This window comes from Cellulomonas fengjieae (genome assembly GCF_018388465.1).
Lineage (GTDB): Bacteria > Actinomycetota > Actinomycetes > Actinomycetales > Cellulomonadaceae > Cellulomonas > Cellulomonas fengjieae.
In genome coordinates this window covers 2,437,381-2,460,641 of record NZ_CP074404.1, presented here as the reverse complement: position 1 = coordinate 2,460,641, position 23,261 = coordinate 2,437,381, and the positions used below count along the sequence as shown (strand labels likewise).

20 protein-coding genes and 1 riboswitch are annotated in these 23,261 nt (G+C 75.1%); of the genes, 13 read left to right on the top strand and 7 right to left on the bottom strand.

Annotation, left to right across the window (positions count from 1 at the left end; genetic code table 11):
* The first annotated feature begins 17 nt into the window (after positions 1-17).
* Genes KG102_RS11375 through KG102_RS11365 form a run of 3 tightly spaced genes read left to right on the top strand, consistent with a single transcriptional unit; the run spans position 18 to position 4,014 of the window.
* Complete coding sequence (locus tag KG102_RS11375) at positions 18-779, top strand: ABC transporter ATP-binding protein (protein WP_208288784.1); 762 nt, start codon at positions 18-20, stop codon at positions 777-779.
* Positions 779-3,325, top strand: a complete 2,547-nt coding sequence (locus KG102_RS11370; RefSeq protein WP_208288786.1) for an ABC transporter permease — start codon at positions 779-781, stop codon at positions 3,323-3,325. Before KG102_RS11375 ends, KG102_RS11370 begins: the two co-directional genes overlap by 1 nt.
* A 44-nt stretch (positions 3,326-3,369) precedes the next feature.
* On the top strand, positions 3,370-4,014 hold the full coding sequence (locus KG102_RS11365; protein ID WP_208211447.1) for a CYTH domain-containing protein: 645 nt from the start codon (positions 3,370-3,372) through the stop codon (positions 4,012-4,014).
* On the opposite strand, the gene KG102_RS11360 is transcribed toward KG102_RS11365, so the two are convergent.
* The 5 genes from KG102_RS11360 to KG102_RS11340 are packed head-to-tail and all read right to left on the bottom strand — an operon-like array spanning position 4,011 to position 8,506.
* Positions 4,011-4,886, bottom strand: a complete 876-nt coding sequence (locus KG102_RS11360) for a CHAD domain-containing protein (RefSeq protein ID WP_208288788.1) — start codon at positions 4,884-4,886, stop codon at positions 4,011-4,013. The two genes, KG102_RS11365 and KG102_RS11360, sit on opposite strands and share 4 nt — an antisense overlap.
* A gap of 41 nt (positions 4,887-4,927) precedes the next feature.
* Complete coding sequence (locus tag KG102_RS11355; protein WP_208211443.1) at positions 4,928-5,725, bottom strand: energy-coupling factor transporter transmembrane component T family protein; 798 nt, start codon at positions 5,723-5,725, stop codon at positions 4,928-4,930.
* Entirely contained in the window at positions 5,722-7,290 is a 1,569-nt protein-coding gene (locus tag KG102_RS11350) for an ABC transporter ATP-binding protein (RefSeq protein ID WP_208211441.1), read from the bottom strand. Before KG102_RS11350 ends, KG102_RS11355 begins: the two co-directional genes overlap by 4 nt.
* Complete coding sequence (locus tag KG102_RS11345) at positions 7,287-7,892, bottom strand: ECF transporter S component (protein WP_208211439.1); 606 nt, start codon at positions 7,890-7,892, stop codon at positions 7,287-7,289. Before KG102_RS11345 ends, KG102_RS11350 begins: the two co-directional genes overlap by 4 nt.
* The gene (locus KG102_RS11340) at positions 7,889-8,506 is read right to left on the bottom strand and encodes a YkoF family thiamine/hydroxymethylpyrimidine-binding protein (RefSeq protein WP_208288790.1); all 618 of its coding nucleotides are present in this window, start codon (positions 8,504-8,506) and stop codon (positions 7,889-7,891) included. Before KG102_RS11340 ends, KG102_RS11345 begins: the two co-directional genes overlap by 4 nt.
* Before the next feature lie 130 nt (positions 8,507-8,636).
* Positions 8,637-8,754: riboswitch (TPP riboswitch) on the bottom strand.
* A 102-nt stretch (positions 8,755-8,856) separates the two neighbouring features.
* Between KG102_RS11340 and KG102_RS11335 the strand changes: the two genes are divergently transcribed.
* Positions 8,857-10,608 carry a hypothetical protein gene (locus tag KG102_RS11335; RefSeq protein WP_208289055.1) on the top strand — a complete coding sequence of 584 codons (1,752 nt, stop codon included), beginning with the start codon at positions 8,857-8,859 and terminating at the stop codon, positions 10,606-10,608.
* On the opposite strand, the gene KG102_RS11330 is transcribed toward KG102_RS11335, so the two are convergent.
* Positions 10,595-10,798, bottom strand: coding sequence for a hypothetical protein (locus KG102_RS11330; protein WP_249667291.1), 204 nt, complete (start codon positions 10,796-10,798; stop codon positions 10,595-10,597). The genes KG102_RS11335 and KG102_RS11330 overlap by 14 nt on opposite strands.
* A gap of 56 nt (positions 10,799-10,854) precedes the next feature.
* Here KG102_RS11330 and KG102_RS11325 point away from each other — a divergent pair, with 56 nt between their 5' ends.
* On the top strand, positions 10,855-11,292 hold the full coding sequence (locus KG102_RS11325) for a MarR family winged helix-turn-helix transcriptional regulator (RefSeq protein ID WP_208288793.1): 438 nt from the start codon (positions 10,855-10,857) through the stop codon (positions 11,290-11,292).
* Here the strand turns inward: KG102_RS11325 and KG102_RS11320 are convergent.
* Entirely contained in the window at positions 11,279-11,647 is a 369-nt protein-coding gene (locus tag KG102_RS11320; RefSeq protein WP_208211429.1) for a VOC family protein, read from the bottom strand. The genes KG102_RS11325 and KG102_RS11320 overlap by 14 nt on opposite strands.
* A gap of 105 nt (positions 11,648-11,752) precedes the next feature.
* Between KG102_RS11320 and KG102_RS11315 the strand changes: the two genes are divergently transcribed.
* The 8 genes from KG102_RS11315 to KG102_RS11280 all read left to right on the top strand — a co-directional run bounded on the left by KG102_RS11315 (position 11,753) and on the right by KG102_RS11280 (position 23,210).
* Entirely contained in the window at positions 11,753-12,529 is a 777-nt protein-coding gene (locus KG102_RS11315) for an LLM class F420-dependent oxidoreductase (protein WP_208288796.1), read from the top strand.
* 30 nt (positions 12,530-12,559) lie between these two features.
* Complete coding sequence (locus KG102_RS11310) at positions 12,560-14,299, top strand: metallophosphoesterase family protein (RefSeq protein ID WP_208288798.1); 1,740 nt, start codon at positions 12,560-12,562, stop codon at positions 14,297-14,299.
* 78 nt (positions 14,300-14,377) lie between these two features.
* Positions 14,378-15,952, top strand: a complete 1,575-nt coding sequence (locus KG102_RS11305; RefSeq protein ID WP_208288800.1) for a D-alanyl-D-alanine carboxypeptidase family protein — start codon at positions 14,378-14,380, stop codon at positions 15,950-15,952.
* Between the two features lie 25 nt (positions 15,953-15,977).
* Complete coding sequence (locus KG102_RS11300) at positions 15,978-16,655, top strand: metal-dependent transcriptional regulator (protein ID WP_208211414.1); 678 nt, start codon at positions 15,978-15,980, stop codon at positions 16,653-16,655.
* A gap of 71 nt (positions 16,656-16,726) precedes the next feature.
* Positions 16,727-19,615, top strand: coding sequence for a leucine--tRNA ligase (gene leuS / locus KG102_RS11295; protein WP_208288802.1), 2,889 nt, complete (start codon positions 16,727-16,729; stop codon positions 19,613-19,615).
* A 4-nt stretch (positions 19,616-19,619) separates the two neighbouring features.
* Positions 19,620-20,579 (top strand): DegV family protein, encoded by a 960-nt coding sequence (locus tag KG102_RS11290; RefSeq protein WP_208288804.1) that lies wholly within the window; start codon positions 19,620-19,622, stop codon positions 20,577-20,579.
* Between the two features lie 97 nt (positions 20,580-20,676).
* Entirely contained in the window at positions 20,677-21,651 is a 975-nt protein-coding gene (locus KG102_RS18810; RefSeq protein ID WP_249667290.1) for a ComEA family DNA-binding protein, read from the top strand.
* Positions 21,648-23,210 carry a ComEC/Rec2 family competence protein gene (locus KG102_RS11280; RefSeq protein WP_208288806.1) on the top strand — a complete coding sequence of 521 codons (1,563 nt, stop codon included), beginning with the start codon at positions 21,648-21,650 and terminating at the stop codon, positions 23,208-23,210. The genes KG102_RS18810 and KG102_RS11280 overlap by 4 nt, the downstream gene beginning before the upstream one ends.
* Positions 23,211-23,261: the final 51 nt, after the last annotated feature.

The window sequence follows — 23,261 nt, the reverse complement described above, 5'->3', positions numbered from 1 at the left end:
CGAGGAGGAATGCGCGCATGGACACCGCCGCGGCGCCGACGCCGATCGCCTCTGCCCGCGACCTGGTCAAGGTCTACGGGGCGGGGACGACGGCCGTCCGGGCGCTCGACGGGGTCGACGTCGACCTGGCCCGTGGCGAGCTCACGGCGATCATGGGCCCGTCGGGCTCGGGCAAGTCGACGCTCATGCACTGCCTGGCCGGGCTCGACCGGCCGACGTCCGGCTCCGTGGTCGTCGACGGGGCGATCGTGAGCAGCATGTCGGAGCGGCGGCTGACCGCGCTGCGCCGGACCCGGGTCGGGTTCGTGTTCCAGGCCTACAACCTCGTGCCCACCCTCACGGCGCTCGAGAACATCACCCTGCCGCTCGACATCGCCCGCCGGAAGGTCGACCGGGCACACCTCGACCTCGTGGTCGGGACGCTCGGCCTGACCGACCGGCTCGGGCACAAGCCGAGCGAGCTGTCCGGCGGCCAGCAGCAGCGGGTGGCGTGCGCGCGGGCGCTCGTGGCGCGGCCGGCCGTGGTGTTCGCGGACGAGCCGACCGGGAACCTCGACAGCGCGTCGGCCGCCGAGGTGCTCGGCTTCCTGCGCGACAGCGTCGACGAGCTGGGGCAGTCCGTCGTCATGGTGACGCACGACCCGACGTCCGCGGGGTACGCGCACCGGGTGCTGTTCCTGGGCGACGGTCGGCTGGTCGGCGAGCTCCGGGACCCGACCCCGGAGTCGGTGCTCGGTGCGCTGGCGGCCCTGACGGTGTCCCGGACCGGAACCGGCTGATGGTCCGGGTCGCCCTGCGGGGCGTGCGGGCGCACCTGGTGCGGTTCTGCCTCTCGGTGCTCGCGGTGGCCCTCGGGGTCGCGTTCGTCGCGGGGACATTCGCCCTGCGGACGATGCTCGGCTCCACGTTCACCGACATCGTCGCGACGACGACGCTCGGCGACGCCTACGTCCGCGGTGCCGAGTCGGCCGGCGGCACCGGCGGGCCGGACCGGATCAGCGCGGAGGTGCGCAACCCGGTCCCGGTGAGCCTCGTCGCGGACCTGGAGGCGGTGGACGGCGTGGCCGCGGCGCTGCCGGACGCCCAGGGCCCGCTCGTGCTGGTGGGCGCGGACGGCACCGCGGTGCAGAGCACCCAGGCGCCGAGCTTCGGGTTCGCGTACGACCCGCGGGACCGGGCGGTGGACGTCGTGGCGGGGAGGGCGCCCGAGCGTCCCGACGAGATCGCCGTGGAGTCGGCGACGCTGCGTGCCTCGGGCCTGGCGCTCGGCGACGCGACGAGCGTGGTGGTCGGTGGCGAGGTGCGGCCCGTGACCGTCGTCGGGGAGATCGGGCTGGGCTCGGCGCTCGCCGGGGCGACCGTGGTGTTCCTCGACGCGGCGACCGCGCAGGCGGCGTTCGCCCCCGACGGCACGGTGGCGACCATCTCCGTCCTGGCGGACGACGGGCTGAGCGAGCAGCAGCTGGTGGACCGGATCGCGCCCGTGGTCGCCGCCGCGTCGACCCCGGCGGAGGCGGTCACCGGGGACAGCCTGCGCGAGGAGGCCACCGAGAACATCCTGTCGATCCTCGGGTTCATCACGACGTTCCTGCTGGTGTTCGCGGGGATCTCGCTGTTCGTCGGCGCCTTCATCATCGCCAACACCTTCTCGATGTGGGTGCGCCAGCGGACCCGCGAGCTCGCGCTGCTGCGTGCGGTGGGTGCCTCGCCGCTGCAGGTGTTCAGCTCGATCGTGCTGCAGGCGGCGATGGTCGGGCTGGTCGGGGCGGCGCTCGGCGTGGCCGGCGGGCTCGGTCTCGTCGTCGTGCTGCGCGAGGTCCTGGGCGCCGTGGGCATGCAGCTGACGGGTCGCGTGCCCGTGGACGGTTTCACGCTGGCCGTGTCGGTGCTGGTCGGGACGCTGGTCAGCGTGCTCGCCGCGGCCCTGCCCGCCCGGCGGGCCGCGCTGGTCCCGCCCGTGGAGGCGCTGCGCGACGAGGTCACGCTGCCCGAGCGCTCCCTGTGGCGGCGGGCCGTGGCAGGTGCGTCGCTCGTCGTGCTGGGGGTCGCCGCGCTCGTGGCCGCGCTGCTGGACCCGACCGCGGACCACGCGGACGTGCTCCTGGGCTGCGGCGCGGGGGCGGTCGTGCTCGGCGTGCTCGCGGCGTCACCGGTGCTGGCGCGCGGGTTCCTGCGCGCGGTCTCGGTACCGGTCGCCCGATGGCGGCCCGTCGGACCGCTGGCGCGGGGCAACGTCACCCGCAACCCGCGGCGGACGGCGAACACGGCCGGCGCCCTCATGATCGGGATGGCACTCGTCGGTGCCGCCGCGGTCATCGCCGCCACCACGCAGGCGTCGACCAGCGCGATCGTGGCGCGGGAGGCGACCACCGACTACATCCTGCGCGGCGCCGCGCAGGGGACCGTGCCGGTGCAGGCGGTCGCCGACGTGCGGGCGCTGCCGGGCGTGCGCGCCGCCGACACGTTCTCGACCGCCTCGGTGCTCGTCGACGGGACGCCGTTCGCCGTGACCGGCATCGACCCGACGGCCGTCGGGCGCAGCATCCGCACGCAGGAGGTGGCCGGCTCGTTCGTCGGCGCGCTCGACTCGGGGCAGGTGGCGGTGCAGCGGACCACCATGGACGACGAGGACTGGTCCCTCGGGCAGGAGCTCGTGCTGGTCGGGTCGACCGGGAGGCGGACCGCGACGATCGGCGCGGTCATCGACTCCCCGGCGTTCGGGGTGCCGCTCGTCGTCGGGCAGGAGCTGCTCGACGCCCTCCTACCGCCGGACGAGCAACGGGTGACCACCGTCTTCGTCACGGCGGCCGCCGTGACGGACGCGGCGGCGCTGCGCGCGGAGCTCACCGACGCGGTCCGCCCGTACGTCGTGGTGTCGGTGATGGACAGCGAGCAGTTCGTCTCCGACCTGGCGGAGCAGGTGGACCGGGTGCTCGTCATCCTCTATGCGCTGCTGGGCCTGTCGATCGTCATCGCGGTGCTCGGCATCGTGAACACGCTGGCGCTCTCGGTGATCGAGCGCACCCGCGAGATCGGGCTGCTGCGCGCGGTCGGGCTGGGCCGGCTCCAGCTCGGGACGACGATCACGCTGGAGTCGGTGCTCACGGCTCTCTTCGGCACCACGGTGGGCCTGGTGCTGGGAGTCGCGCTCGCGTCGACCCTGCCCACCGTGTTCGCCGACGTGGGACTGCGGACGCTCGCGATCCCGTGGGCGAGCCTCGCGCTCATGCTGGCGCTCGCGGTGGTCGTCGGCATGGTCGCCGCGCTGTGGCCGGCGGTCCGGGCGGCGCGGCTGCCGGTGCTGGACGCGGTGAGCACCGAGTAGCGAGCGTCCACCCGCGCGGTGACCTCGACGGATACGCTCGCAGGGTGAGCGACACCGGGTACGGGGACTTCGAGTTCGAGCGTCGGTTCTGGGCGCGCGACGTGCCCGCCGAGCTCCTCGACGCGTCGCCCGCCCTCATCGTGCAGAGCTACGTCCTGGCCGACGCCGGGTTCGCCATCCGCGTCCGCGTGCAGGCCACCGTGCCCGGCCTGGTCCTCGAGCCGGACCTCGACGAGCTCGCGATCCTCGACCGGTTCGCCGACCGCATGGACTTCTGCGCCATCACGGTCAAGGGTCCGATGAACGAGGGGACCCGGTACGAGGCCGAGCGCGAGCTCGACGTCTCGGTGGGACTGGAGCTGGTGCGCCGCGGTGGTGCCAGGGTGGCCAAGACCCGGCACTCCGTGTGGCTCGGGGACGACGGCTGGGTGGTGGACACCTTCGCGGGCGGCAACGCGCCGCTGGTCATCGCCGAGGTGGAGCGCGGGGGACCGGTCACGGACCTGACCATCCCCGAGTTCTGCGTCACGGAGGTGACCAGCGACCCCCGGTTCTCCAACGACGCGCTCGCGGGCACCCCGTACGGCTCCTGGGCTGCCGCGTACGAGGCCGAGCTGGCCGCCGTCGGACCCCGGTTCCTGCGCAGCCTGGGCCACAACCACCGCGCCGGCGAGCACGGGAGCGACTAGCTCATCCAGCGGCGGTGGCCCCATCGTGTGGCGCGCCGCACCGGCCGCTCGGCCGCCGACTCCGCGGCGTCGCCCGCCGCCTGCTCGAGGGCGTGCAGACGGCCGTAGGTGAACGTGCTCTCGCCGTCCAGGTCCGCCAGGTGGGCGAGCCGCCGCAGCGTCTCCCGCCGGACGACCGTGTCGTGCAGGTCCCCGAGCACCTCCTGCACCCGGTGCGCCCTCGCCGCGCTGCGCCGCGCGGGCTCGCCGACCACCGCCTCCACGACCTCGCTGGCGTACCGCGCGCGGCGCGCGGCCTTGCGCACCTCGTGCAGGGCCTCGTCGCGCTCGTTCCCGGGCACCACCTGGGCCGCCACGGCCACCGCGTCGTCCAGGCGCTCCCAGGCCCGACGGGCTCGGCGGGGAAGGTACCCGGCCGCCGCACGTCCCGCGCGGGGGCCGGCGGGCAGGGGTTGGGAGAGCGCGGCCGCCAGTGCCTCGAAGCGTGGCGACGTGAGCCAGGCCTCGAGGCGGTCCTGGGCGAGCAGTCGCGCGGCGGCGCGGTCCTCCTGGATGCGTTGCTCGACCGGCCCGACGACGGTCGCGGGGTCCTCGAGCGTCAGCCGGTCCTCGAGCGCGCGTCGCTCCACGTGGGCGTCGCGGGCGTCGCCGAGCACGTGCCCGAGCTCGGTGAGCTGGTCCCGGACCGGGTCGCAGCCCGAACGGTCGAGGACGGGGCGGTAGACGGACAGAGCCGCGCGCAGCCGCCGGGTGGCCACGCGCGCGTCGTGCACGGCGTCGTCGTCCCCGGAGCGCAGGGCCGGGACCGCGCCGAGCAACCGCTCGACCTGGACCGTGACGTACTCCTGCACGACCTCGCCCGCGGTTCCCATGGTCCGAGGTTGGCACGGCGACGCCGGGCACGCGCGGTACGTCAGACCGTGCTCCACGTCCGGAGCACGCCGGCCCGCCACGACGCCAGGACGACGAGCCCGCACACGCTCAGCACCACGACCGCGAAGACGGCGTCGCGCCGGTCCAGCGCCACCGGCCGGTGCACCGTTCGCGGCCCGGAGCCCAGCCCGCGGGTCTCCATCGCGATCGCCATCCGCTCGCCCTGCCGCAGCGCCACCACGAGCAGCGCGAACGCGGCGCGGGCGAGCGAGGCGGGATCCCGCGGCAGCCGGCCGGCCCGATGCCGGGGGTCGCGGACCGACTGGGCCTGCCGGATGGTGGTCCACCGCTGTGGCAGGTCCTCGAGCACCCGGTAGCCCGCCAGGACCGCGAAGGTCGGGCGCGCGCCGAGCCGGGCGTGCTGGTGCAGGCTCGTCATGAGCCGGGCACCGTCGGTCGTGAGGCTGAACGCCACGGCGAGGGTGCCCACGAGCACCGTGCGCAGCGCCAGCGCGACGCCGATCGCCAGCCCCGTGCTGGTGGCCTGCAGACCGGCGACGTCGGCCACCACCGGCCCGTCGCGCGTCACGGCGTTGACCGCCAGGAGCGAGCAGGCGAACGGGCCGAACAGGAGCGCCGCGCGGCCCAGTACCGGGAGCGGGATGCGCCCGGCGCAGGCCACGGCGGGGAGGGCCAGCAGGAGCAGCGCGAGCGGGGTCCACGGGTCGACCGGCACGAGCAGGACGAGCGAGACGACGAGGAAGACGGCGAGCTTGACCGTGGGGTTGCGCCGGTGCAGGACGGAGTCATGGGGGAGTGCCTGTCCGAGGCCGGTCATGCCGGCACCGCCAGCCCGGCCCGACGGAGCGCCTGCAGGGTGGCGCGCACCGGGTGCCCGGTCCTGCGCCACGCCGCGAGGACCGGCGGTAGAGGAAGTCCGGCGCCGCGCAGCACGGCGTCGTCGGCGAGGACCGCGTCGACGGGTCCGTGCGCGAGGGCGCGGCCCGCGTGCAGCACGAGCACGTCGTCGGCGACCTCGCCCACCAGCCGCAGGTCGTGCGTGACCAGCACGACGCCGCGCCCCTCGTCGGCCAGCGCGCGCAGGGCCTCGGCGCACGCCACCGACGTCGCCCGGTCCTGCCCGAACGTGGGCTCGTCGGCCAGGAGAACGTCGTGGCCGCACACCGCCATCGCGGCGAGCGAGAGCCTGCGCTGCTGCCCGCCCGAGAGCCGGAACGGGTCACGGTCCTCGAACCCGGTGAGCCGGTAGGACTCGAGCGCGCCGGACACGCGCTCGTCGACGCCTCCCAGTCGGGCGCGTCGCGGTCCCCACGCCACCTCGTCGCGCACGGTCCGCGCGAGGAGCTGGTGCTCCGGGTGCTGGAACACCAACCCCACCGAGCCGCCCCGCACGGTGCCCTCGACCGGCAGCAGGCCGGCGAGGCCCAGCAGCAGCGAGCTCTTCCCGGACCCGTTGAGCCCGACGACCGCGGTCACCCGGCCCGCCCGCACGTCGAGGTCGAGGCCGTCCACCACGGTCCGACCGTCCCGCCGGACGCGCAGCGCGCGGGCGCTCAGCACGGTCGGGCCCGCGGGTGCCCTCGGAGTGGCCGTGACCGTGAGGTCGCCGATCCGGTCGACCCCCGCCGCGACCAGCTCGGCCGAGAGGGGGAGCCAGGTGCCCAGGCGCGCCAGCGCGGGCGCGTCCTCGTGCAGCACCTGGAGCGTCGGGCCGGTGGCGCGCACCCGGCCGTCCGGGTCGAGCACCAGGACCCGACCGGGCAGCTGCCCGAGCTCGTCGAGCCGGTGCTCCACCAGGACCGCCGACCGGCCCGAGCCCGCTGCTGCCCGGACCGCCCCCGCGACGGCGCGCGCCGCCGCGGGGTCCAGCAGGGCGGTCGGCTCGTCGAGGAGCAGCACCTTCGGGTCGGCCACCAGCGCGGCGGCGAGGGCGACGCGCTGGCCCTCGCCGCCCGAGAGCTCGGCGGTCCGGCGGTCCCGCAGGTGCGCGGCGCCGACCGCGGACAGGGTGCGGTCGACGGCCGGGCCGATGAGCGCCGGGTCGACCCCGCGGTTCTCGAGTGCGAACGCGACCTCGTCGAGGACGGTCGGCAGGCAGAGCTGGTCGGTCGGGTCCTGGGTGAGGGTCGCGACGTGCCGGGCCAGGTCCGCGGTCGGGGTCGTCGTGGCGTCCAGCCCGGCCACCCGGACGCGACCGGTGACGTGCGCGTCGACGACCTGCGGCACGATGCCTGCCAGCACGCGCAGGAGCGTGCTCTTGCCCGCGCCGGACCCGGCCAGCACCAGCACCTGCTCGCCCGGCGGGACGTCCAGGTCGACATCGCGGAGCACCGGCGCGACGCCGCCCGGGAACGTGACACCCAGACCGCGGACCTCGATCACGGCACAGGCGCCGGCGTCGCGGGGTCCTGGCGGCGGGCCCGGCCGAGCGCCGTGTTGTCCAGCACACCGGTGCGCGCGAGCGCGTCGCCGATCACCTTGGCCGCGATGCCGCACAGCAGGATGCCGCTGGCCACCTGCAGGCCCAGCCGCCAGGCGAACCAGTCCTGGGTGAGCCAGCCGAAGCGCACCATGCCGAGCACGGTGCTGGCCAGCCCGGCGAGCGCGCCCGACAGCACGAAGACGGACCAGTCGTACCGGCGGTACCGGGTCAGGGCGAACCCGAGCTCGGCGCCCGCACCCTGCACGAGGCCGACGACCAGCAGCATGGGACCGACCGGCGAGGCGAGGAAGGCCACCTCCACCAGGGCGGCCACGAGCTCCACCACGATCCCGGCCCCCGGTCGCCGCACGATGTACAGCGCGAGCGGAGCGGCGACCATCCAGCCGCCGATGAGCACGTTCTGCGCGAGGTCACCGAACGGTCCCATCGCGATCTGCAGCGCGATCCACGCCTGCACGAGGGCCCAGTAGACGAAGCCGGAGACCACGGCGAGGACGGCCAGCAGGACGAGCTCGGACAGCGAGATCCGACGGCGGTTCACCGGGGGCCGCCCGAGGGCGAGTGCATCGAGACGGTGACGTGCGTGACGACGTGCCGGACGTGGCGCGCGGCCTCCAGCCACCCCGCCGCGACCGCGGTGAGGACGTCGGACAGGTCTCCGTCGAGGCGGGTGACGAAGTGCTCCGGGGAGGCCGTCGCCCGTGATCCGGCGGTACCGATGGCCTCCATGATCTGGGCCAGGTGGTCGGTCCCGCTGTCGTCCAGCGGGTAGAGGGCCCAGTGGGCGCTCGCCGACAGCCCGGTCGGTGGAAGCTCCGGCACGCCGACCGCGTCCAGCAGCACGTCGTCGGGCAGCTCGCAGGCCACCTCGCCCGGGCAGCCGCGGGACAGCAGCACGTGCGCGACGACGTGCCACCGGGTCCCGCCCGCGGCGGCGAGGGCCGCATGCACGTAGCGGATGACGTCCGCCTCCTCGCCGCGCACGAACGTCGAGACGTCGTCCGTGCGCACGTCGACACGCGTGGCGTCGGCGGCGGCGAGCGCGCTGGTGATCACCTCGACGTAGTCGTCGCAGTGCGGGTGCAGGGAGAAGCGTGCGCCGACGCCGAGGTCGGTCAGGCGTCGGACGGACTGGGGTCGGGTCTCGGTGCTCATCGGGTCCTCCGGTGTCGCGGCGGGACCCCCGGGCAGCCGCACGAGGTCACCTGCGGTGCGTCCCGGCCGCTCCGCCAGGAGGGCGCGCCGCGGCGCGACCTGCCCGGAGGACCGGCCGCCGGCACGCCGCCGACGACAGTGCCCTGCTCCCTACGCTGGTGTGAACCAGATCAGGTTCCACGGGTCTGCGGGTGGGACGTGGTGTCCGGCCGCACTCTCAGCGCTCCTGCGCTCCCCGGGGGCTTGTCGTCGTCGAACCTAGCCCGCGCGCCCCGGTGGGGGAACCCCCGGTCCGGGTGCTGGGCCCTCGTATGCTTGCCCGCCGACCGCCAGGAGGTAGTGCCGTGCCGATGCGCCGACGACGCGCCGGCCTCGCCGTCGCGTGCGTGACCCTGTTCGCGCTCGCGGGCTGCACCGACGACGCCTCGCCCGTCGAGCCCACACCGACCACCTCGGGCGCCAGCACCCCGACCCCCACGCCGACTCCCACGCCGACCGTCTCCGCCCAGGTCGGGGCACCGGCCGAGGCGGCCACGGTGATCGAGGCGGCCACCGCCGAGCAGGCCGCCCTGGACGTCTCCCGTGCCCTCTTCGTGACGGCTCCCGTGGTCGTCGTCGTGGGTGCGCAGGACGTCGCGGGCCAGCTCACCGCGGCATCCGCGGCGGTCGCGCTGGGCGCGCCGGTGCTGCTGACGAGCCCGGGCGGCGACCCGGCGCCCGTGCTGGCCGAGCTCGCGAGGCTCGACACGCGGGCCGTGCTCGCGGTCGGTGCGGTGACGCTGGTACCGCCGAGCCCGGTCGACGTCGTCCCCGTTCCCGCGGGCGCTGACGGCGACGTCCTGCGCGCGGCGACCGGGGCGACGTTCGGTCCCCCGACGGAGGTGCCAGCCGGGCAGGAGGTCGCGAGCGTTCGCGCCCTGGCCGCGCCCGGTCCGTCCGTGCTCGTCGTCGCGGGTGCGCCCGCTGTCGCGCAGCCGCCTGCCGCGCCCACTCCCGCGTCGACACCGTCGGCGAGCCGGTCGCCGGTCCCGGTCCTGCCCGCGACGGCCCCGCCGGAGCCGGTTGCCGGCACGGTGGCGCTGACCGGCGTCGGTGTGGACCCGCTCGCCGCGTTCGCGACGATCCGAGCCGCGGGTGTGCCCGTGCTCGACGTGCCCGGCGGTGACCCGCGCGCCACGACGGCCGGCGTGCAGGCCCTCGCCGCTGCTGCGCCGGAACACACCATCGCGCTCGGGTCCGCGTTCGGCCCGGCGGACCGGCTGGCCCGCCGGGTCGCCGCGGCGCGCACCGGCACGCTTTTGGGGGGCGGTGGCCAGCTCGTGTTCCCGCAGGTCCCGGGCGTCCCCGGCAAGAAGTACGTCGCCCTGTACGGCACCCCGGGATCCGGGGCGCTCGGCGTGCTGGGGGAGCAGGGGGTGCCGGAGACGCTGGCCAGGGCGGACGCCGTCGCGGCGCCGTACCGGGCCCTGACCACCGACGCCGTCGTGCCGGCCGTCGAGATCATCGCGACGATCGCGTCGGCCGGTCCCGGCGACGACGGCAACTACTCCCAGGAGCGGTCGGTCGAGCAGCTGCGCCCGCTGGTCGAGGCGGCCGGCGCGGCGGGCATGGCCGTCGTGCTGGACCTGCAGCCCGGGCGCACGGACTTCCTGACCCAGGCGCAGCAGTTCCAGGAGCTGCTCGCGCTGCCGTACGTCGGCCTCGCGCTCGACCCGGAGTGGCGCCTGGCGCCCGACCAGGTGCACCTGCGGCAGATCGGGTCCGTCGGCATCGACGAGGTCAACGCCGTCGTCGCCTGGCTCTCCGACTTCACAGCGCAGCGCGCGCTGCCGCAGAAGATGCTCGTGCTGCACCAGTTCTCCGGCCGGATGATCCAGGAGCGCGCACGGCTCGACACGTCACGCGACGAGATCGCGGTGGTCATCCACGTCGATGGTCAGGGGTCGCAGGAGGCCAAGGCGGGCACGTGGAACGCCCTGCGGGCGGATGCGCCGAGCGTGCACTGGGGCTGGAAGAACTTCTACGACGAGGACGTCCCGGTGCTCGACCCCGTGCAGACCTACCGGGTGCAGCCGGTGCCGGACCTGGTCACCTACCAGTAGCGGGGCGCTCGACCAGGAACGACCGGCCGTTCGCGTCGACCACCCGGTCGAACTGCTGCTGCAGCTCGGCGTCGCGGGCGCGCTCGTCGTCGGTGAGGTCCTTGCGGGGTCCGCGGATGTTGCCGACCTGCGCCGGTCCGAGGTAGGTGAGCCACCACTCGGTCATGTCGCGTCGGTGCTTCTTCGGCACGGCCCACCCCCACTCGTTCGTGCCCTCACTATATGCGCGCGAACTATCATCGGCGGATGGACGATCCGCTCGCCGTCGAGGCCCAGGTCTGCCTCACCGTGTCCGCCGCCGCGCGCAGCCTCGTCGCGTTCTACCGTCCGCTGCTCGAGCCGCTCGGCCTGACCCACCCCCAGTACCTGGCCATGCTCGCGCTCTGGCAGTACGAGCGGCTCTCGCTCAAGGACCTGGCGGCGCTGCTGCATCTCGAGCCCGCCACGGCGTCGCCGCTGGTCAAGCGCCTGGAGGCGATGGGCCTCGTCCGCCGCGAGAGGGCGAGCGGCGACGAGCGCGCGCTCGAGATCGTGGTCACCGAGGACGGCCGCTCGATGCGTGCGTCGGCGGTGGGCATCCCCGCGGCGATGGTGGCCGGGCTCGGCCTGAGCACCGAGCAGGTCGAGCAGATCCGCAGCGCGGCCCAGCTCCTGATCTCGGCGGCGACCCCTACCCGCGGTTGAGCTGCTGCACCGCCCACCGGTTTCCGTCGGGGTCCGCGAAGAACGTGAAGCGACCCCACGGGAACTCGACCACCGGCTCGGCCGCGACCCCGCGGCCGACCAGGTGCGCGTAGGCCGCGTCGGCGTCGTCGACCACCACCTGCAGGCCCTGCTGGGTGCCCGCCGGCATCGACGTCATGTCCACGTCGAGCACGATCGAGCACGCGGAGCCGGGTGGAGTCAGCTGGACGAACCGCAACGAGTCGTCGACCGGGATGTCGTGGTCGGCGACGAACCCCACCTGGTCCACGTAGAACGCCTTGGCCCGGTCGATGTCGGTCACGGGAACGGAGACGAGCTCGAGCCTCATGTCCATCGGTCACTCCTCACTGAGGTCGGGGTACCAGCATCGGACCCGAAGCGGTCAGATCCCGACCTCTTTCCGTCTGCCCGGTCGCGCGCTTCTCCGTAGTCTCGACCCATGACGCATCCCATCCGCATCGGAGTCCAGCTCCAGCCGCAGCACGCCGACTACCCCCAGATCCGCGACGCCGTGCGCCGGGCGGAGGACCTCGGCGTCGACGTCATCTTCAACTGGGACCACTTCTTCCCGCTCTCCGGTGACCCGGACGGAAAGCACTTCGAGTGCTGGACCATGCTCGGCGCCTGGGCGGAGCAGACCAGCCGCGTGCAGATCGGCGCGCTGGTGAGCTGCAACTCGTACCGCAACCCGGAGCTCCTCGCGGACATGGCCCGCACGGTCGACCACATCAGCGGCGGTCGCCTGATCCTCGGGATCGGCGCGGGCTGGTTCGAGAAGGACTACGACCAGTTCGGCTACGAGTTCGGCACCGCGGGGTCCCGGATCGCCGACCTCGCGCAGGCGATGCCGCGGATCAAGGCGCGCTGGGCGGCCTCGAACCCGGCGCCGACGCGTGACATCCCCGTCCTGATCGGCGGCGGGGGAGAGCGCAAGACGCTGCGGGTCGTGGCGGAGCACGCGGACGTGTGGCACTCGTTCGGGGACGTCGACACGCTGCGGCGCAAGAGCGCGATCCTGGACGAGCACGGCGCCGCGGTCGGTCGGGACACCGCCTCGGCGGTCGAACGGTCGGTCGCCGTCGAGGCGCCCCCGCACGAGGTCGCCGACGCGCTCGTCGCCGCGGGTGCCACCCTGCTGACGGTCGGCGCGAGCGGGCCGGACTACGACCTGTCGCTGGCGGCGCAGTGGGTGGCCTGGCGGGACGCGCAGGGCTGACCAGCGCGTACCCGCATAGGCTCGGGCGCGATGAGCCACCCGAGCAGTCCGGACACGGGCGACGAGCACCGCTGGTGGCCGCGTGCCCTCCTGCTCCTCGGTGCTGTCCTCGTCGCACTCACGTTCGGGGTCACCACCGCCTCGGTCGAGAGCGGCTTCGGCCCGCACGAGGCCAGGTACGACGTCACCACCGACGACACCATCACCGTCGACCTCGGTCCGCTGGGGACGCTGCAGATCGACTCCCCGCTGCCGCTGACGCTCGGTGCGCGCGTCACGGTGCAGGAGATCCCCGCGACGGTCACCGAGCTCGACCAGTCGCGCACGCTGGCCGCGCTGAGCGGCGACCTGCAGAGCTACCTGCAGTTCTTCTCCGGCCCGCAGGCGACCGTGCAGGACGTGGTTCGCGCCCTGGCGGTGCAGGCGCTCCAGCGCACGGTGCTCGCGCTCGTGGTGCTCGTCGGAGCCTGGTACCTGGTCCGGTTCCTCGTGGGCCCGGCGCGTCGGGCCGAGCTGCGCGCGCGGGTGCGCCCGCACCTGCGGGCCGCCGTCGCCGGAGCGGTCGTCGTCGCGCTCGCGGCCACCGTCCTCACGTCGAGCCTGTCGCACCGTGACCGGCCGTCGGTGTCGCAACCGGCCTCCTCCGTGTTCGACGGGACGCCGCTGGAGGGGGCGCGCGTGACCGGCCGGCTCGGCGGTGTCATCAACACCTACGGCGGTCAGGTGGTGGCCGAGCTGCGCAAGAACGAGGAGTTCTACGCGGCGGCGGACGCGTCGTTGCGGGCCGCCTGGGACGAGCGTCAGGAGCTGATCGAGGCGGGCGCGCAGGGCACCGAGGCCGAGATCGCGGCGCAGGCCGGTGCGCGGGCCGGTGCCGACCTCGTGACCGAGCCGGCGCCGACCGAGGCGGGGCCGGGCGAGGGGACGCCGAGCGAGAGCCCGACACCGAGCCCGACACCGAGCCCGAGCCTCGACGAGTCGAGCCTCGTGACGATCGTCGTCGTCTCCGACCTGCACTGCAACGTCGGCATGGCGCCGCTGATCCGCACGCTGACCGAGCGCTCCGGCGCCGACATCGTGCTGGACGCCGGCGACACGACGATCAACGGCACGTCCGTCGAGAAGTACTGCGTCACCACGTTCGCGCGCGCCGTCCCCGACGGTGTCGAGCTCGTGACGTCGCCGGGCAACCACGACTCCCGGGACACCTCCAAGGACTACGCACGAGCCGGTGCCACGGTGCTCGACGGCTCGGTGATCGAGGTGGACGGGCTGCGGATCCTCGGGGACAGCGACCCCAACGAGACGCGCGTCGGCGGCGGGGGGACCGCCCAGGCCGGGGACGAGTCCACGACGGATGCCGCGCAGCGGCTCGCCGAGGTCGCGTGCGACGACGACAAGGGCGTCGACCTGCTCCTGGTCCACACCCCGGCCGTCGGCCAGTCCGCGCTGGAGGAGGGGTGTGTTCCCGCGCAGGTCTCGGGCCACCTCCACCGGCGCGCCGGCCCCGAGCTCGAGGGCCGCGGCGTGCGCTACATCAGCTCGAGCACGGCGGGGGCGATCCTCGGGCAGGCCACCGTCGGACCGCTCAACGGCATCGCGGAGATGACGGTGCTCCGGTGGGACCCACAGTCCCGGCGGATGGTCGACTACCAGCTGGTCCAGGTGCAGCCGGACACCACGGTCACCGTCTCGCCACGCGTTCGATGGCCCGCCACGCCGGCCGTCCCCACCCTGTCCGGCAACCGCGCCACCCCTTCACCCGTGTGATCGCGGCCACATCGGCTTAGTGTGGGAAACGCGCGGGTCCGACCGGTCGTCGGCTCCGCGCATGCGAGGGGGGGGTCTATGACCCGGGGGGCTCAGTCGGTCGTCGGTCGGGAGCGGGGTGCGCGCGCGCACCTCGCCGTCCGTGCCGTCGTGACCAGCGCCTGCGTGATCGTCGCCACCCTCGGGCTGGCACCGTGGGCGTCCGCAGCGCCCGGTGAGGGTGAGCTGCGACCGGGGGAGGTCCTCGCGTCCGGGGAGGCGCTGGTCTCCGCGGACGGGTCCCAGACGCTCGTGGTGCAGCCGGACGGCGTCCTCGCCCTGTTCGGCGCCGAGCCCGAGCCGCGCTGGGTGGCCGGCCCCACGGTCCCCGGATCGCGGCTCGTGGTCGGGGAGAACGGTGACGTGGCGTTGACCGCCGCGGACGGCACGGTCGTCTGGCGTCCGGAGGCGACGGGCGGCCCGGGGTCCCGGCTCGTCCTGCAGGACGACGGTGACGTCGTGGTGCTCGACCCGCAGGGCACCCAGGTGTGGGAGTCCGGCACGGCCGTCCGGCCGTCGATCCTGCCGGCCGGGGGCGTCCTGGGACCGGGAGACGCGCTCGCCTCACCCGACGGCCGGCACGCGCTGCTCCTGCGAGACGACGGACAGCTCGCACTGCTCGGCCCGGACGCGGCGACCCGCTGGTCACCCGGCACCGACCAGCCGGGAGCCGGTCTGACCCTGCGCGAGGACGGCGACCTGGTGGTCACCGACGCCGCCGGGGAGGTCCTCTGGCGCAGCCGGACCGCCGGTCATCCGGGTGCGTCGCTCGTGCTGCAGGACGACGGTGACCTCGCGCTGTACGACGCCGCCGGAGCGGCTGTCTGGAGCACCGGCACCGTGGTCGGGCCACCGTCCCTGGCGGCGGGCGTCCCCCTCGCCGTCGGTCAGGTGCTCGGCTCGCCGGACGGCCACGTGCGGCTCGTGCTCGGGACCGACGGCCTCACCCTGGCCTACGACGACACGGTGGTCTGGACGGCGGGCGCTGCCGGCGCGGCGGCACTCACGGTGCAGGACGACGGCAACGTCGTGCTGACCGGTGCCGACGGTGCCGTCCTGTGGGCTGCGATGACCCAGGGCCACCCCGGGGCGACGGTCCAGCTCGAGGAGAGCGGTCTGCTGGTGCGGGCGTCGACCGGCCAGGAGCTGTGGCGCGTCGACGTCCCGACCGACCTGGTGACCCGGGAGCCCGTGGCCACCGACTGCACCGAGGTGACGGGCCCCGTGCCGCAGGACGACACGGTGGTGACCGAGTCCGGTGTCCGCGTCCACTCCTGCCTCGCCGAGGCCGTCGATGCGCTCATGAGCGCCGCCCGTGAGGACGGGATCGAGCTGCACGCGGGTGGCTGGCGCAGCGCGAGCCAGCAGATCGCGCTGCGCGCCAAGAACTGCGGCCCCGCGGCGTCGGACCCCACCGTGGTCGCCTGCCGGCCGCCGACCGCACCGCCCGGGACCTCCCGGCACGAGCGCGGCCTGGCGCTGGACTTCACGATCGGCGGGTCGGTGCTGCGGGCCGGCTCACCGGCGTTCCTGTGGCTCGCCGAGCACGCCGCCGACTACGGCCTGGAGAACCTGCCCGGCGAGCCGTGGCACTGGAGCGTCGACGGCTGGTGACCGGTCGCGGCCTACGCTGGATGCCGTGAGCACGCCGACGACCCCCGAGCTGAGCAACGTCACGCAGGACTATCTCAAGGTCGTCTGGTCGGCGCGTGAGTGGTCCGAGCAGCCCGTCACCACGAAGATGCTGGCCACGCGCCTCGGGGTGGGCGCGTCCACGGTGTCGGAGACGGTCCGGCGGCTGGCCGACAGCGGACTGGTCACCCACCAGCCGTACGGAGCCGTCGAGCTCACTGCGGAGGGCGAGCGCCACGCCCTGGCGGTGGTGCGCCGCCACCGCCTGATCGAGACGTTCCTGGTGGAGATGCTCGGGTACGGCTGGGACGAGGTCCACGACGAGGCCGAGGTGCTGGAGCACGCGGTCTCCGACCTGTTCGTCGAGCGCCTGTCGGCACGGCTCGGCCATCCGACCCGGGACCCGCACGGGGACCCGATCCCCGGCGCGGACGGCGCCCTCGACACACCTGCGGCGAGCGTCCTGTGGGACGCGGAGCCGGGGGACTGGGCGGTCGCACGGATCTCCGACGCCGACCCGGGTCTGCTGCGCTACCTCGAGTCGGTCGGCCTCGTCCTGGACGCGCCGGTCGAGGTGGCCGAGCGACGCACGGTCGCGGGGGTGATCTGCGTGCGGACGGCGGACCGCACCGTCGACCTCGGCGAGGTGGCCGCCCGCGCGATCTGGCTGGTCCCCGCCTCCTGACGGCTCCGTCCGGCGGGCGGAGCGGAGCCCCTGGGTACGGCGGCCCGACGGTCGGTCGGTAAACTCGCCGGGTGACCTCGCCGGACGCCCCCACAGCCACCGCCACCGACGACGTGCCGTTCCGGTACACGCCTGAGCTCGCGCGGCAGATCGAGCTGCGCTGGCAGGACGAGTGGGCCGAGCGCGGCACGTTCTTCGCCGCCAACCCCAGCGGTGACCTGACGGACGGCGAGGGCCGCCACGCCGACCCCGCGCAGCCGTCGTTCTTCGTGATGGACATGTTCCCGTACCCCTCCGGGGCCGGGCTGCACGTCGGTCACCCGCTCGGGTACATCGCCACCGACGTGGTCGGCCGGTTCCGTCGGATGCAGGGGGACAACGTCCTGCACGCGCTGGGCTTCGACGCGTTCGGCCTGCCCGCCGAGCAGTACGCGGTGCAGACCGGGCAGCACCCGCGCACGACCACCGAGGCGAACATCGAGATCATGCAGCGCCAGCTGCGCCGCCTGGGCCTGGCGCACGACCCGCGCCGCTCGTTCGCGACGATCGACCCCGGCTACGTGCGCTGGACGCAGTGGATCTTCCTGCAGATCTTCGAGTCCTGGTACGACGAGACGGCCCCGCGCCCCGACGGCGGCGTCGGACGGGCGCGCCCGATCGCGGAGCTCGTCGCCGAGTACGACTCGGGCTCGCGCGGCGCCGAGTGGGCCACGCTGGACGCCGTCGAGCGCCGTCGCGTGCTGGACACCCACCGTCTGGCCTACGTCTCGGAGACGCCGGTCAACTGGTGCCCCGGCCTGGGCACCGTGCTGGCCAACGAGGAGGTCACCGCCGACGGCCGCTCCGAGCGCGGCAATTTCCCGGTGTTCCAGCGCAGCCTGCGCCAGTGGAACATGCGGATCACGGCCTACGCCGACCGTCTGGTCGACGACCTGGAGCTCATCGACTGGCCCGAGAAGGTCAAGGCGATGCAGCGCAACTGGATCGGTCGCTCGTCGGGCGCGCGCGTCCGGTTCGCGGTCCAGGGCGGCGAGCAGGTCGAGGTGTTCACCACGCGCCCGGACACGCTCTTCGGTGCCACGTTCGTGGTCGTCGCGCCCGAGCACCCCCTGCTGGACGACGTCCCTGCGGAGTGGCCCGACGGCACGAAGGACGTGTGGACCGGCGGGCACCGCACACCGGCCGACGCGGTCGCGTCCTACCGCGCCGACACAGCGGCCAAGACCGCCGTCGAGCGTCAGGCGGACGCCGGGCGCAAGACGGGCGTGTTCACCGGCCACCTCGCGACCAACCCCGTCAACGGCGAGCTGCTGCCCGTGTTCACGGCCGACTACGTGCTGATGGGCTACGGGACCGGCGCCATCATGGCCGTCCCGGGCGGCGACACGCGCGACTACGCGTTCGCCGAGGCCTTCGACCTGCCGATCATCTACACGGTCGACGCACCGGAGGGCACCGAGCCCGGCGCCCGCATCGGCGACGGCATCGCGATCAACTCCGCCAACGACGAGATCAGCCTCGACGGCATGGACGTCGCCGAGGCCAAGGCGGCGATCATCGACTGGCTGACCGCCAAGGGCGTCGGGGAGGGCACGATCACGTACCGCCTGCGCGACTGGCTCTTCAGCCGGCAGCGCTACTGGGGCGAGCCGTTCCCGATCGTCTACGACGAGCACGACCTGCCCCTGGCCGTCCCGGACTCCGCCCTGCCGGTGGACCTGCCCGACGTGCCGGACTACTCGCCGCGCACGTTCGACCCCGACGACGCGCACTCCACACCCGAGCCGCCCCTGGGGCGCAACGACGACTGGGTCAACGTCACCCTCGACCTGGGCGACGGCCCGAAGCAGTACCGCCGGGACACCAACACGATGCCCAACTGGGCCGGCTCCTGCTGGTACCACCTGCGCTACCTGGACCCGACGAACGACGCGGTGCTGGTGGACCCCGCGCTCGAGCGCTACTGGATCGGCCCCGGCCACGGCGAGCAGGCACCGGACTCGGTCGGCGGCGTCGACCTGTACGTCGGCGGCGTCGAGCACGCCGTCCTGCACCTGCTGTACGCGCGCTTCTGGCACAAGGTGCTGCACGACCTGGGCCACGTCTCCAGCGGTGAGCCGTTCCAGAAGCTGTTCAACCAGGGGTACATCCAGGCGTACGCGTACACCGATGCCCGTGGCGTGCACGTCCCCGCGGACGAGGTCATCGAGGACGCCGCTGCGGAGACGGGCTTCACCTGGCGCGGCGAACCGGTCCACCGTGAGTACGGGAAGATGGGCAAGTCGCTCAAGAACATGGTGACGCCCGACGACATGTACGCCGAGTACGGGGCCGACACCCTGCGCGTGTACGAGATGTCGATGGGCCCGCTGGACCTGTCGCGGCCGTGGGAGACCCGCGCCGTCGTCGGCTCGCAGCGCTTCCTGCAGCGGCTGTGGCGCAACGTCGTCGACGAGGCCACCGGGCAGACCGTCGTGTCCGACGCTGCGCCCTCGCAGGAGACGCTGCGGGTGCTGCACCGTGCCATCACGGACACCACCGCGGACATGGCGGCGATGCGGCTGAACACCGCGATCTCCCGGCTGATCGTCCTGAACAACCACCTGACCACCCTGCCGACGGCCCCGAGGGCTGCCGTCGAGGCCCTCGTCCTGATGACGGCTCCCGTCGCTCCGCACGTCGCGGAGGAGCTGTGGTCGAGGCTGGGCCACGACCGCTCGCTGGCGCACGAGCCGTTCCCGGTGGCCGACCCGGCGTACCTGGTGGAGGACACGGTCACGTGCATCTTCCAGGTGCAGGGGAAGGTGCGCGGGCGGGCCGACGTCGCGCCCGACGTCTCCGACGACGACCTGCGCGCGCTGGCGCTGGCCGACCCGGGGGTCCAGCGGGCGCTCGACGGTCGGGATGTCCGCACGGTCATCGTCCGGGCGCCCAAGCTCGTCAACGTCGTCCCGGCCTGATCGGATGGTCGGCCGACGTCCGCCCGAGCAGCCGTCCGTCGCGATCGTCACCGACTCGACGGCGTCGCTGCCCGAGGGCGCGGCGGAGCGGTGGGGCATCGGCGTCGTGCCGCTGGACGTCGTGGTCGACGGAGAACGGCACGTCGAGGGTGTCGACCTGGCACCGGCCGAGCTGCTCGAGGCCCTCACGGCCGGGGCGAAGGTCTCGACGTCCCAGCCTCCGCCCGCGGCGTTCGCGGCGGCCTACGCGCGTGCGGCGGCCTCCGGTGCCACGGAGATCGTCTCGCTGCACCTGTCGGGGGAGCTCTCCGGCACGGTCCGGGCCGCCCGGCTGGCGGCCGAGACCGCAAGCGTCCCGGTCCACGTGGTGGACTCCCGGGCGGTGGCGATGGCCCTCGGCTTCGCCGTCCTCGACGCCGCTCGCTTCTCCGTCGGCCCGTCGGCGGCCGGGGCGCCCGCGCCGTCGGCCGGGCCGCTCGGTTCGGCGCGTTCCTGGTGGCGTGGGCGCGGTCGGGCCGCACCCGGGCTGCCCACCGGCACGGACGTGGCCGAGCGCGGACGCGCGGTCGCGGAGTCGGCGCGCGTCTGGTTCCTCGTCGACTCCCTCGACCACCTGCGCCGGGGCGGCCGGCTGAGCATGTCGGCCGCGGCGATCGGCATCGTGCTGGGGCTGCGTCCGATCCTCACGCTCCAGGACGGGGGCATCGACGTCGTCGAGAAGGTCCGCACCCGGCGGGCCGCCCGGGACCGGTTGGTGGCGCTCGCCGTCGAGGACGTCGCGCGTCGCCCTGCCGCCCGCGTCGCCGTGCACCACCTCGGGCAGCCCGACCTCGCGAACGCGCTGGCGGCCGAGCTCACCGCCGCGACGGGTGCGCAGATCGTCGAGGTGGCGGTCTGCGAGTCGAGCGCGGTGCTGGCCGCGCACGCCGGTCCCGGCCTGCTGGCGATCGTCGTCGCCGGCTGACGCCCCCAGCCGCCCACAGCCCGCGGGTGGCCGGCCCGCGGGCGGCGTCGTCCACAGCAGCTCCGGCGTGGCGGTGCGTCGCTCCTAGGTTCGCCGGGTGCCACGCCGTGACCGCGACCTCGCCCGGATCGCCCGGCACCGGCTGAGCGCCCTCGCGGCGCCCCGTGCCCCGGCCGCGCCGGCCGACCCGGCGGCGGCGCCCGGCACGGCACCCGCCGGTGCGGCGCCGCGCCCGGGTGCGCAGGCGCCGACGGGCTGGACCCCCCGGCTCGTCACGGCGCCGACCGCCGGCACGTCGCCCGCGCGCGGCCGGCACCTCGTCGCACCGCAACCGCCCGAGCCGCCTCGACCACCTGAGCCGCCGTTCCCGGCCGAACCGCCGCTGCGGCCCGAGCCGCCGTCGCCCGAGCCCCCGACCACCGCCGCGCTGCGCATCGCCGCCCACGGGTACACGGCGACGCACGGGGATCCGCACGCCCCGACGCCCAGGCGTCGCATCCGCTGGGCCGTGTCGCGGCGTCTCGCGACGGCCGCCGCGGGCGTGCTGCTCCTGGTGGCCGTTGCCGTCGGCGTGCGCGCGGCGTCCCTCGCGCCGGGTCCCGCGGTGAGCCTGCCGACGCCTGCCCCGAGCGGCCCCGTGCCGGCGGCCACCACGCCGACGCCCGTCGTCGTGGACGTCGCCGGGGCCGTCGTCACGCCCGGGGTCGTCCGGCTCGCGGCGGGCTCCCGGGTGGTCGATGCCCTGGCTGCCGCCGGGGGTGCCACCGCGGAGGCGGAGCTCGGTGCGCTCAACCTCGCCCGCGTGCTCCTCGACGGCGAGCAGATCGTGGTGCCGCTGCAGGGGGAGTCGCCGGCAGCCGCGGCGGCAGCGCCCGACGACGGCGGGCTGGTCGACCTCAACACCGCGGACACAGCCGCCCTGGACGAGCTGCCCGGCATCGGTCCGGTGCTCGCCGAGCGGATCGCGGCGCACCGGCAGGATCGGCCCTTCACGTCGGTCGACGAGCTCGCCGACGTCGCCGGCATCGGGCCCACCCTGCTGGAGCGCCTCCGCGACCTGGTGCGGGTATGACGCGCTCCGGGCCGTCCCCGACAACCGCAGGGGACTCCCCGCCCGACGACTCCGACCCGCCGATCACCGTGGACGTGCGCCTGCTGCCGGCCGCTGCGGCTGCGTGGGTGGCGGCGCTGGTGGTGGCGCGGGTGGCGCCGGCGGGTGCCGCGTTGGCAGCGGCCCTGTGCCTCGCCGTGGGGATCACGGTGCTCGTGCGGTCCGGGCCCGCCACCGCGGGTTCGCCGGCGTCGCGGCGCGCGGTCGGACCGGTGGTCGCCCTCGCCCTCGTCGCCGGGTCGGCGGTGCTGGGGGCGGGGGCGACCCAGGTGGCAGCCCGTGGACTAGGGCTGCTGCCCGACCTCGTCCGCGAGAGGGCGGTCGGTCGGGTCGAGGGGGTGGTCGTCGCCGAGCCGACGGTCCTTGCACCCGCGTGGCCGGGCGCGCCCGAGCGCGTCCGGTGCCTGCTCGCGGTCGACCGCGTGACCGCCCGCGGCCGGTCGTCCGCCGCCACGGGCCAGGTGCTCGTGGTCGGGCCGTCGTCGTGGGCGGAACTGCCCCGCGGTGCCCACGTCGCGGCCTCCGGGCGGCTCCGGCCGGGGGAGCCGGGCCGGCGGACGGTCGCCGTGCTGCTGAGCAGCGCACCGCCGGACGTGCGCCGACCACCGTCGACGGCCGACTCCGCGGCGGCCCGCTTCCGGGGCGGTGTGCGGGACCTCGCGGCGGCGCTGCCCGGCGATGCCGGTGCGCTGCTCGCCGGCGTGACGATCGGCGACACGGGTGCGGTCCCGGACGACCTCGAGGCGGCGCTGCGCACGGCGGGCCTCACGCACGTGACGGCCGTGTCCGGCGCGCACTTCTCGCTGGTCGCGGCGCTCGTCCTCGCGCTGGCCTCGGCGATGCGGCTGCCGCGGGCGGCGAGGGCCGGTCTGACCGTCCTGGCGATGGCGGCGATGGTGCTCGTCGTGCACCCGTCCGCCAGCGTGCTCCGCGCCGCCGCGATGGGGCTGGTCGCCGTGCTCGGCATCCTGCTCGGCCGTCCGCACCGCGCACCGGCGGCACTCGCCGCGACCGTCGTCGTGCTGCTCGTCGCGGACCCGTGGCTGGCCGGTGAGCTCGGCTTCGTCCTCTCCGTCCTGGCGACCGGCGCCCTGGTCCTCCTGGGCGGGCCGCTCGCCGAGCGGTGGGCCACGGCGTTCGGCCGCCCCGTCGCGACCGCCCTCGCGCTGCCGGTCGCGGCCCAGCTGGTCTGCGCCCCGGTGATCCTGCTGCTCACGCCGGCGGTCTCCCTCTACGCCGTGCCGGCCAACGTCCTGGTCGCGCCCGCCGTGGCGCCCGCGACCGTGCTCGGCCTGGCGGCGGGCTGCGTGGCGCCGTGGTGGACCCACGGCGCGCAGGTCCTGGCCCTGGGGGCCGGCGCGGCGTGCTGGTGGATCGGGGCGGTCGGCCGCGTCGCAGCCGCCGCGCCGGCCTCCGAGGTCGCGTGGCTGCCGGGATGGGCCGGCTTCGCGGTCCTCGCGGCGGCCGGCGGGTGCCTGTTCCGCGTGCTGCTCGTCCACCGGACGCGGGAGCGTCGGTGAGGTCTGGCAGGCTGTGCCCGTGCCTCCTTCCTCCCGCCGCCCCGCCGCCCG

Coding starts and splice junctions, on each gene's coding strand:
- KG102_RS11290 (WP_208288804.1), top strand. CDS start 19,620: ATGGTCGGCCGACGTCCGCCCGAGCAGCCGTCCGTCGCGATCGTCACC.
- KG102_RS11280 (WP_208288806.1), top strand. CDS start 21,648: ATGACGCGCTCCGGGCCGTCCCCGACAACCGCAGGGGACTCCCCGCCC.
- KG102_RS11360 (WP_208288788.1), bottom strand. CDS start 4,886: ATGGGAACCGCGGGCGAGGTCGTGCAGGAGTACGTCACGGTCCAGGTC.
- KG102_RS11335 (WP_208289055.1), top strand. CDS start 8,857: ATGCGCCGACGACGCGCCGGCCTCGCCGTCGCGTGCGTGACCCTGTTC.
- KG102_RS11320 (WP_208211429.1), bottom strand. CDS start 11,647: ATGGACATGAGGCTCGAGCTCGTCTCCGTTCCCGTGACCGACATCGAC.
- KG102_RS11305 (WP_208288800.1), top strand. CDS start 14,378: ATGACCCGGGGGGCTCAGTCGGTCGTCGGTCGGGAGCGGGGTGCGCGC.
- KG102_RS11375 (WP_208288784.1), top strand. CDS start 18: ATGGACACCGCCGCGGCGCCGACGCCGATCGCCTCTGCCCGCGACCTG.
- KG102_RS11310 (WP_208288798.1), top strand. CDS start 12,560: ATGAGCCACCCGAGCAGTCCGGACACGGGCGACGAGCACCGCTGGTGG.
- KG102_RS11315 (WP_208288796.1), top strand. CDS start 11,753: ATGACGCATCCCATCCGCATCGGAGTCCAGCTCCAGCCGCAGCACGCC.
- KG102_RS11340 (WP_208288790.1), bottom strand. CDS start 8,506: ATGAGCACCGAGACCCGACCCCAGTCCGTCCGACGCCTGACCGACCTC.
- KG102_RS11370 (WP_208288786.1), top strand. CDS start 779: ATGGTCCGGGTCGCCCTGCGGGGCGTGCGGGCGCACCTGGTGCGGTTC.
- KG102_RS11355 (WP_208211443.1), bottom strand. CDS start 5,725: ATGACCGGCCTCGGACAGGCACTCCCCCATGACTCCGTCCTGCACCGG.
- KG102_RS11325 (WP_208288793.1), top strand. CDS start 10,855: ATGGACGATCCGCTCGCCGTCGAGGCCCAGGTCTGCCTCACCGTGTCC.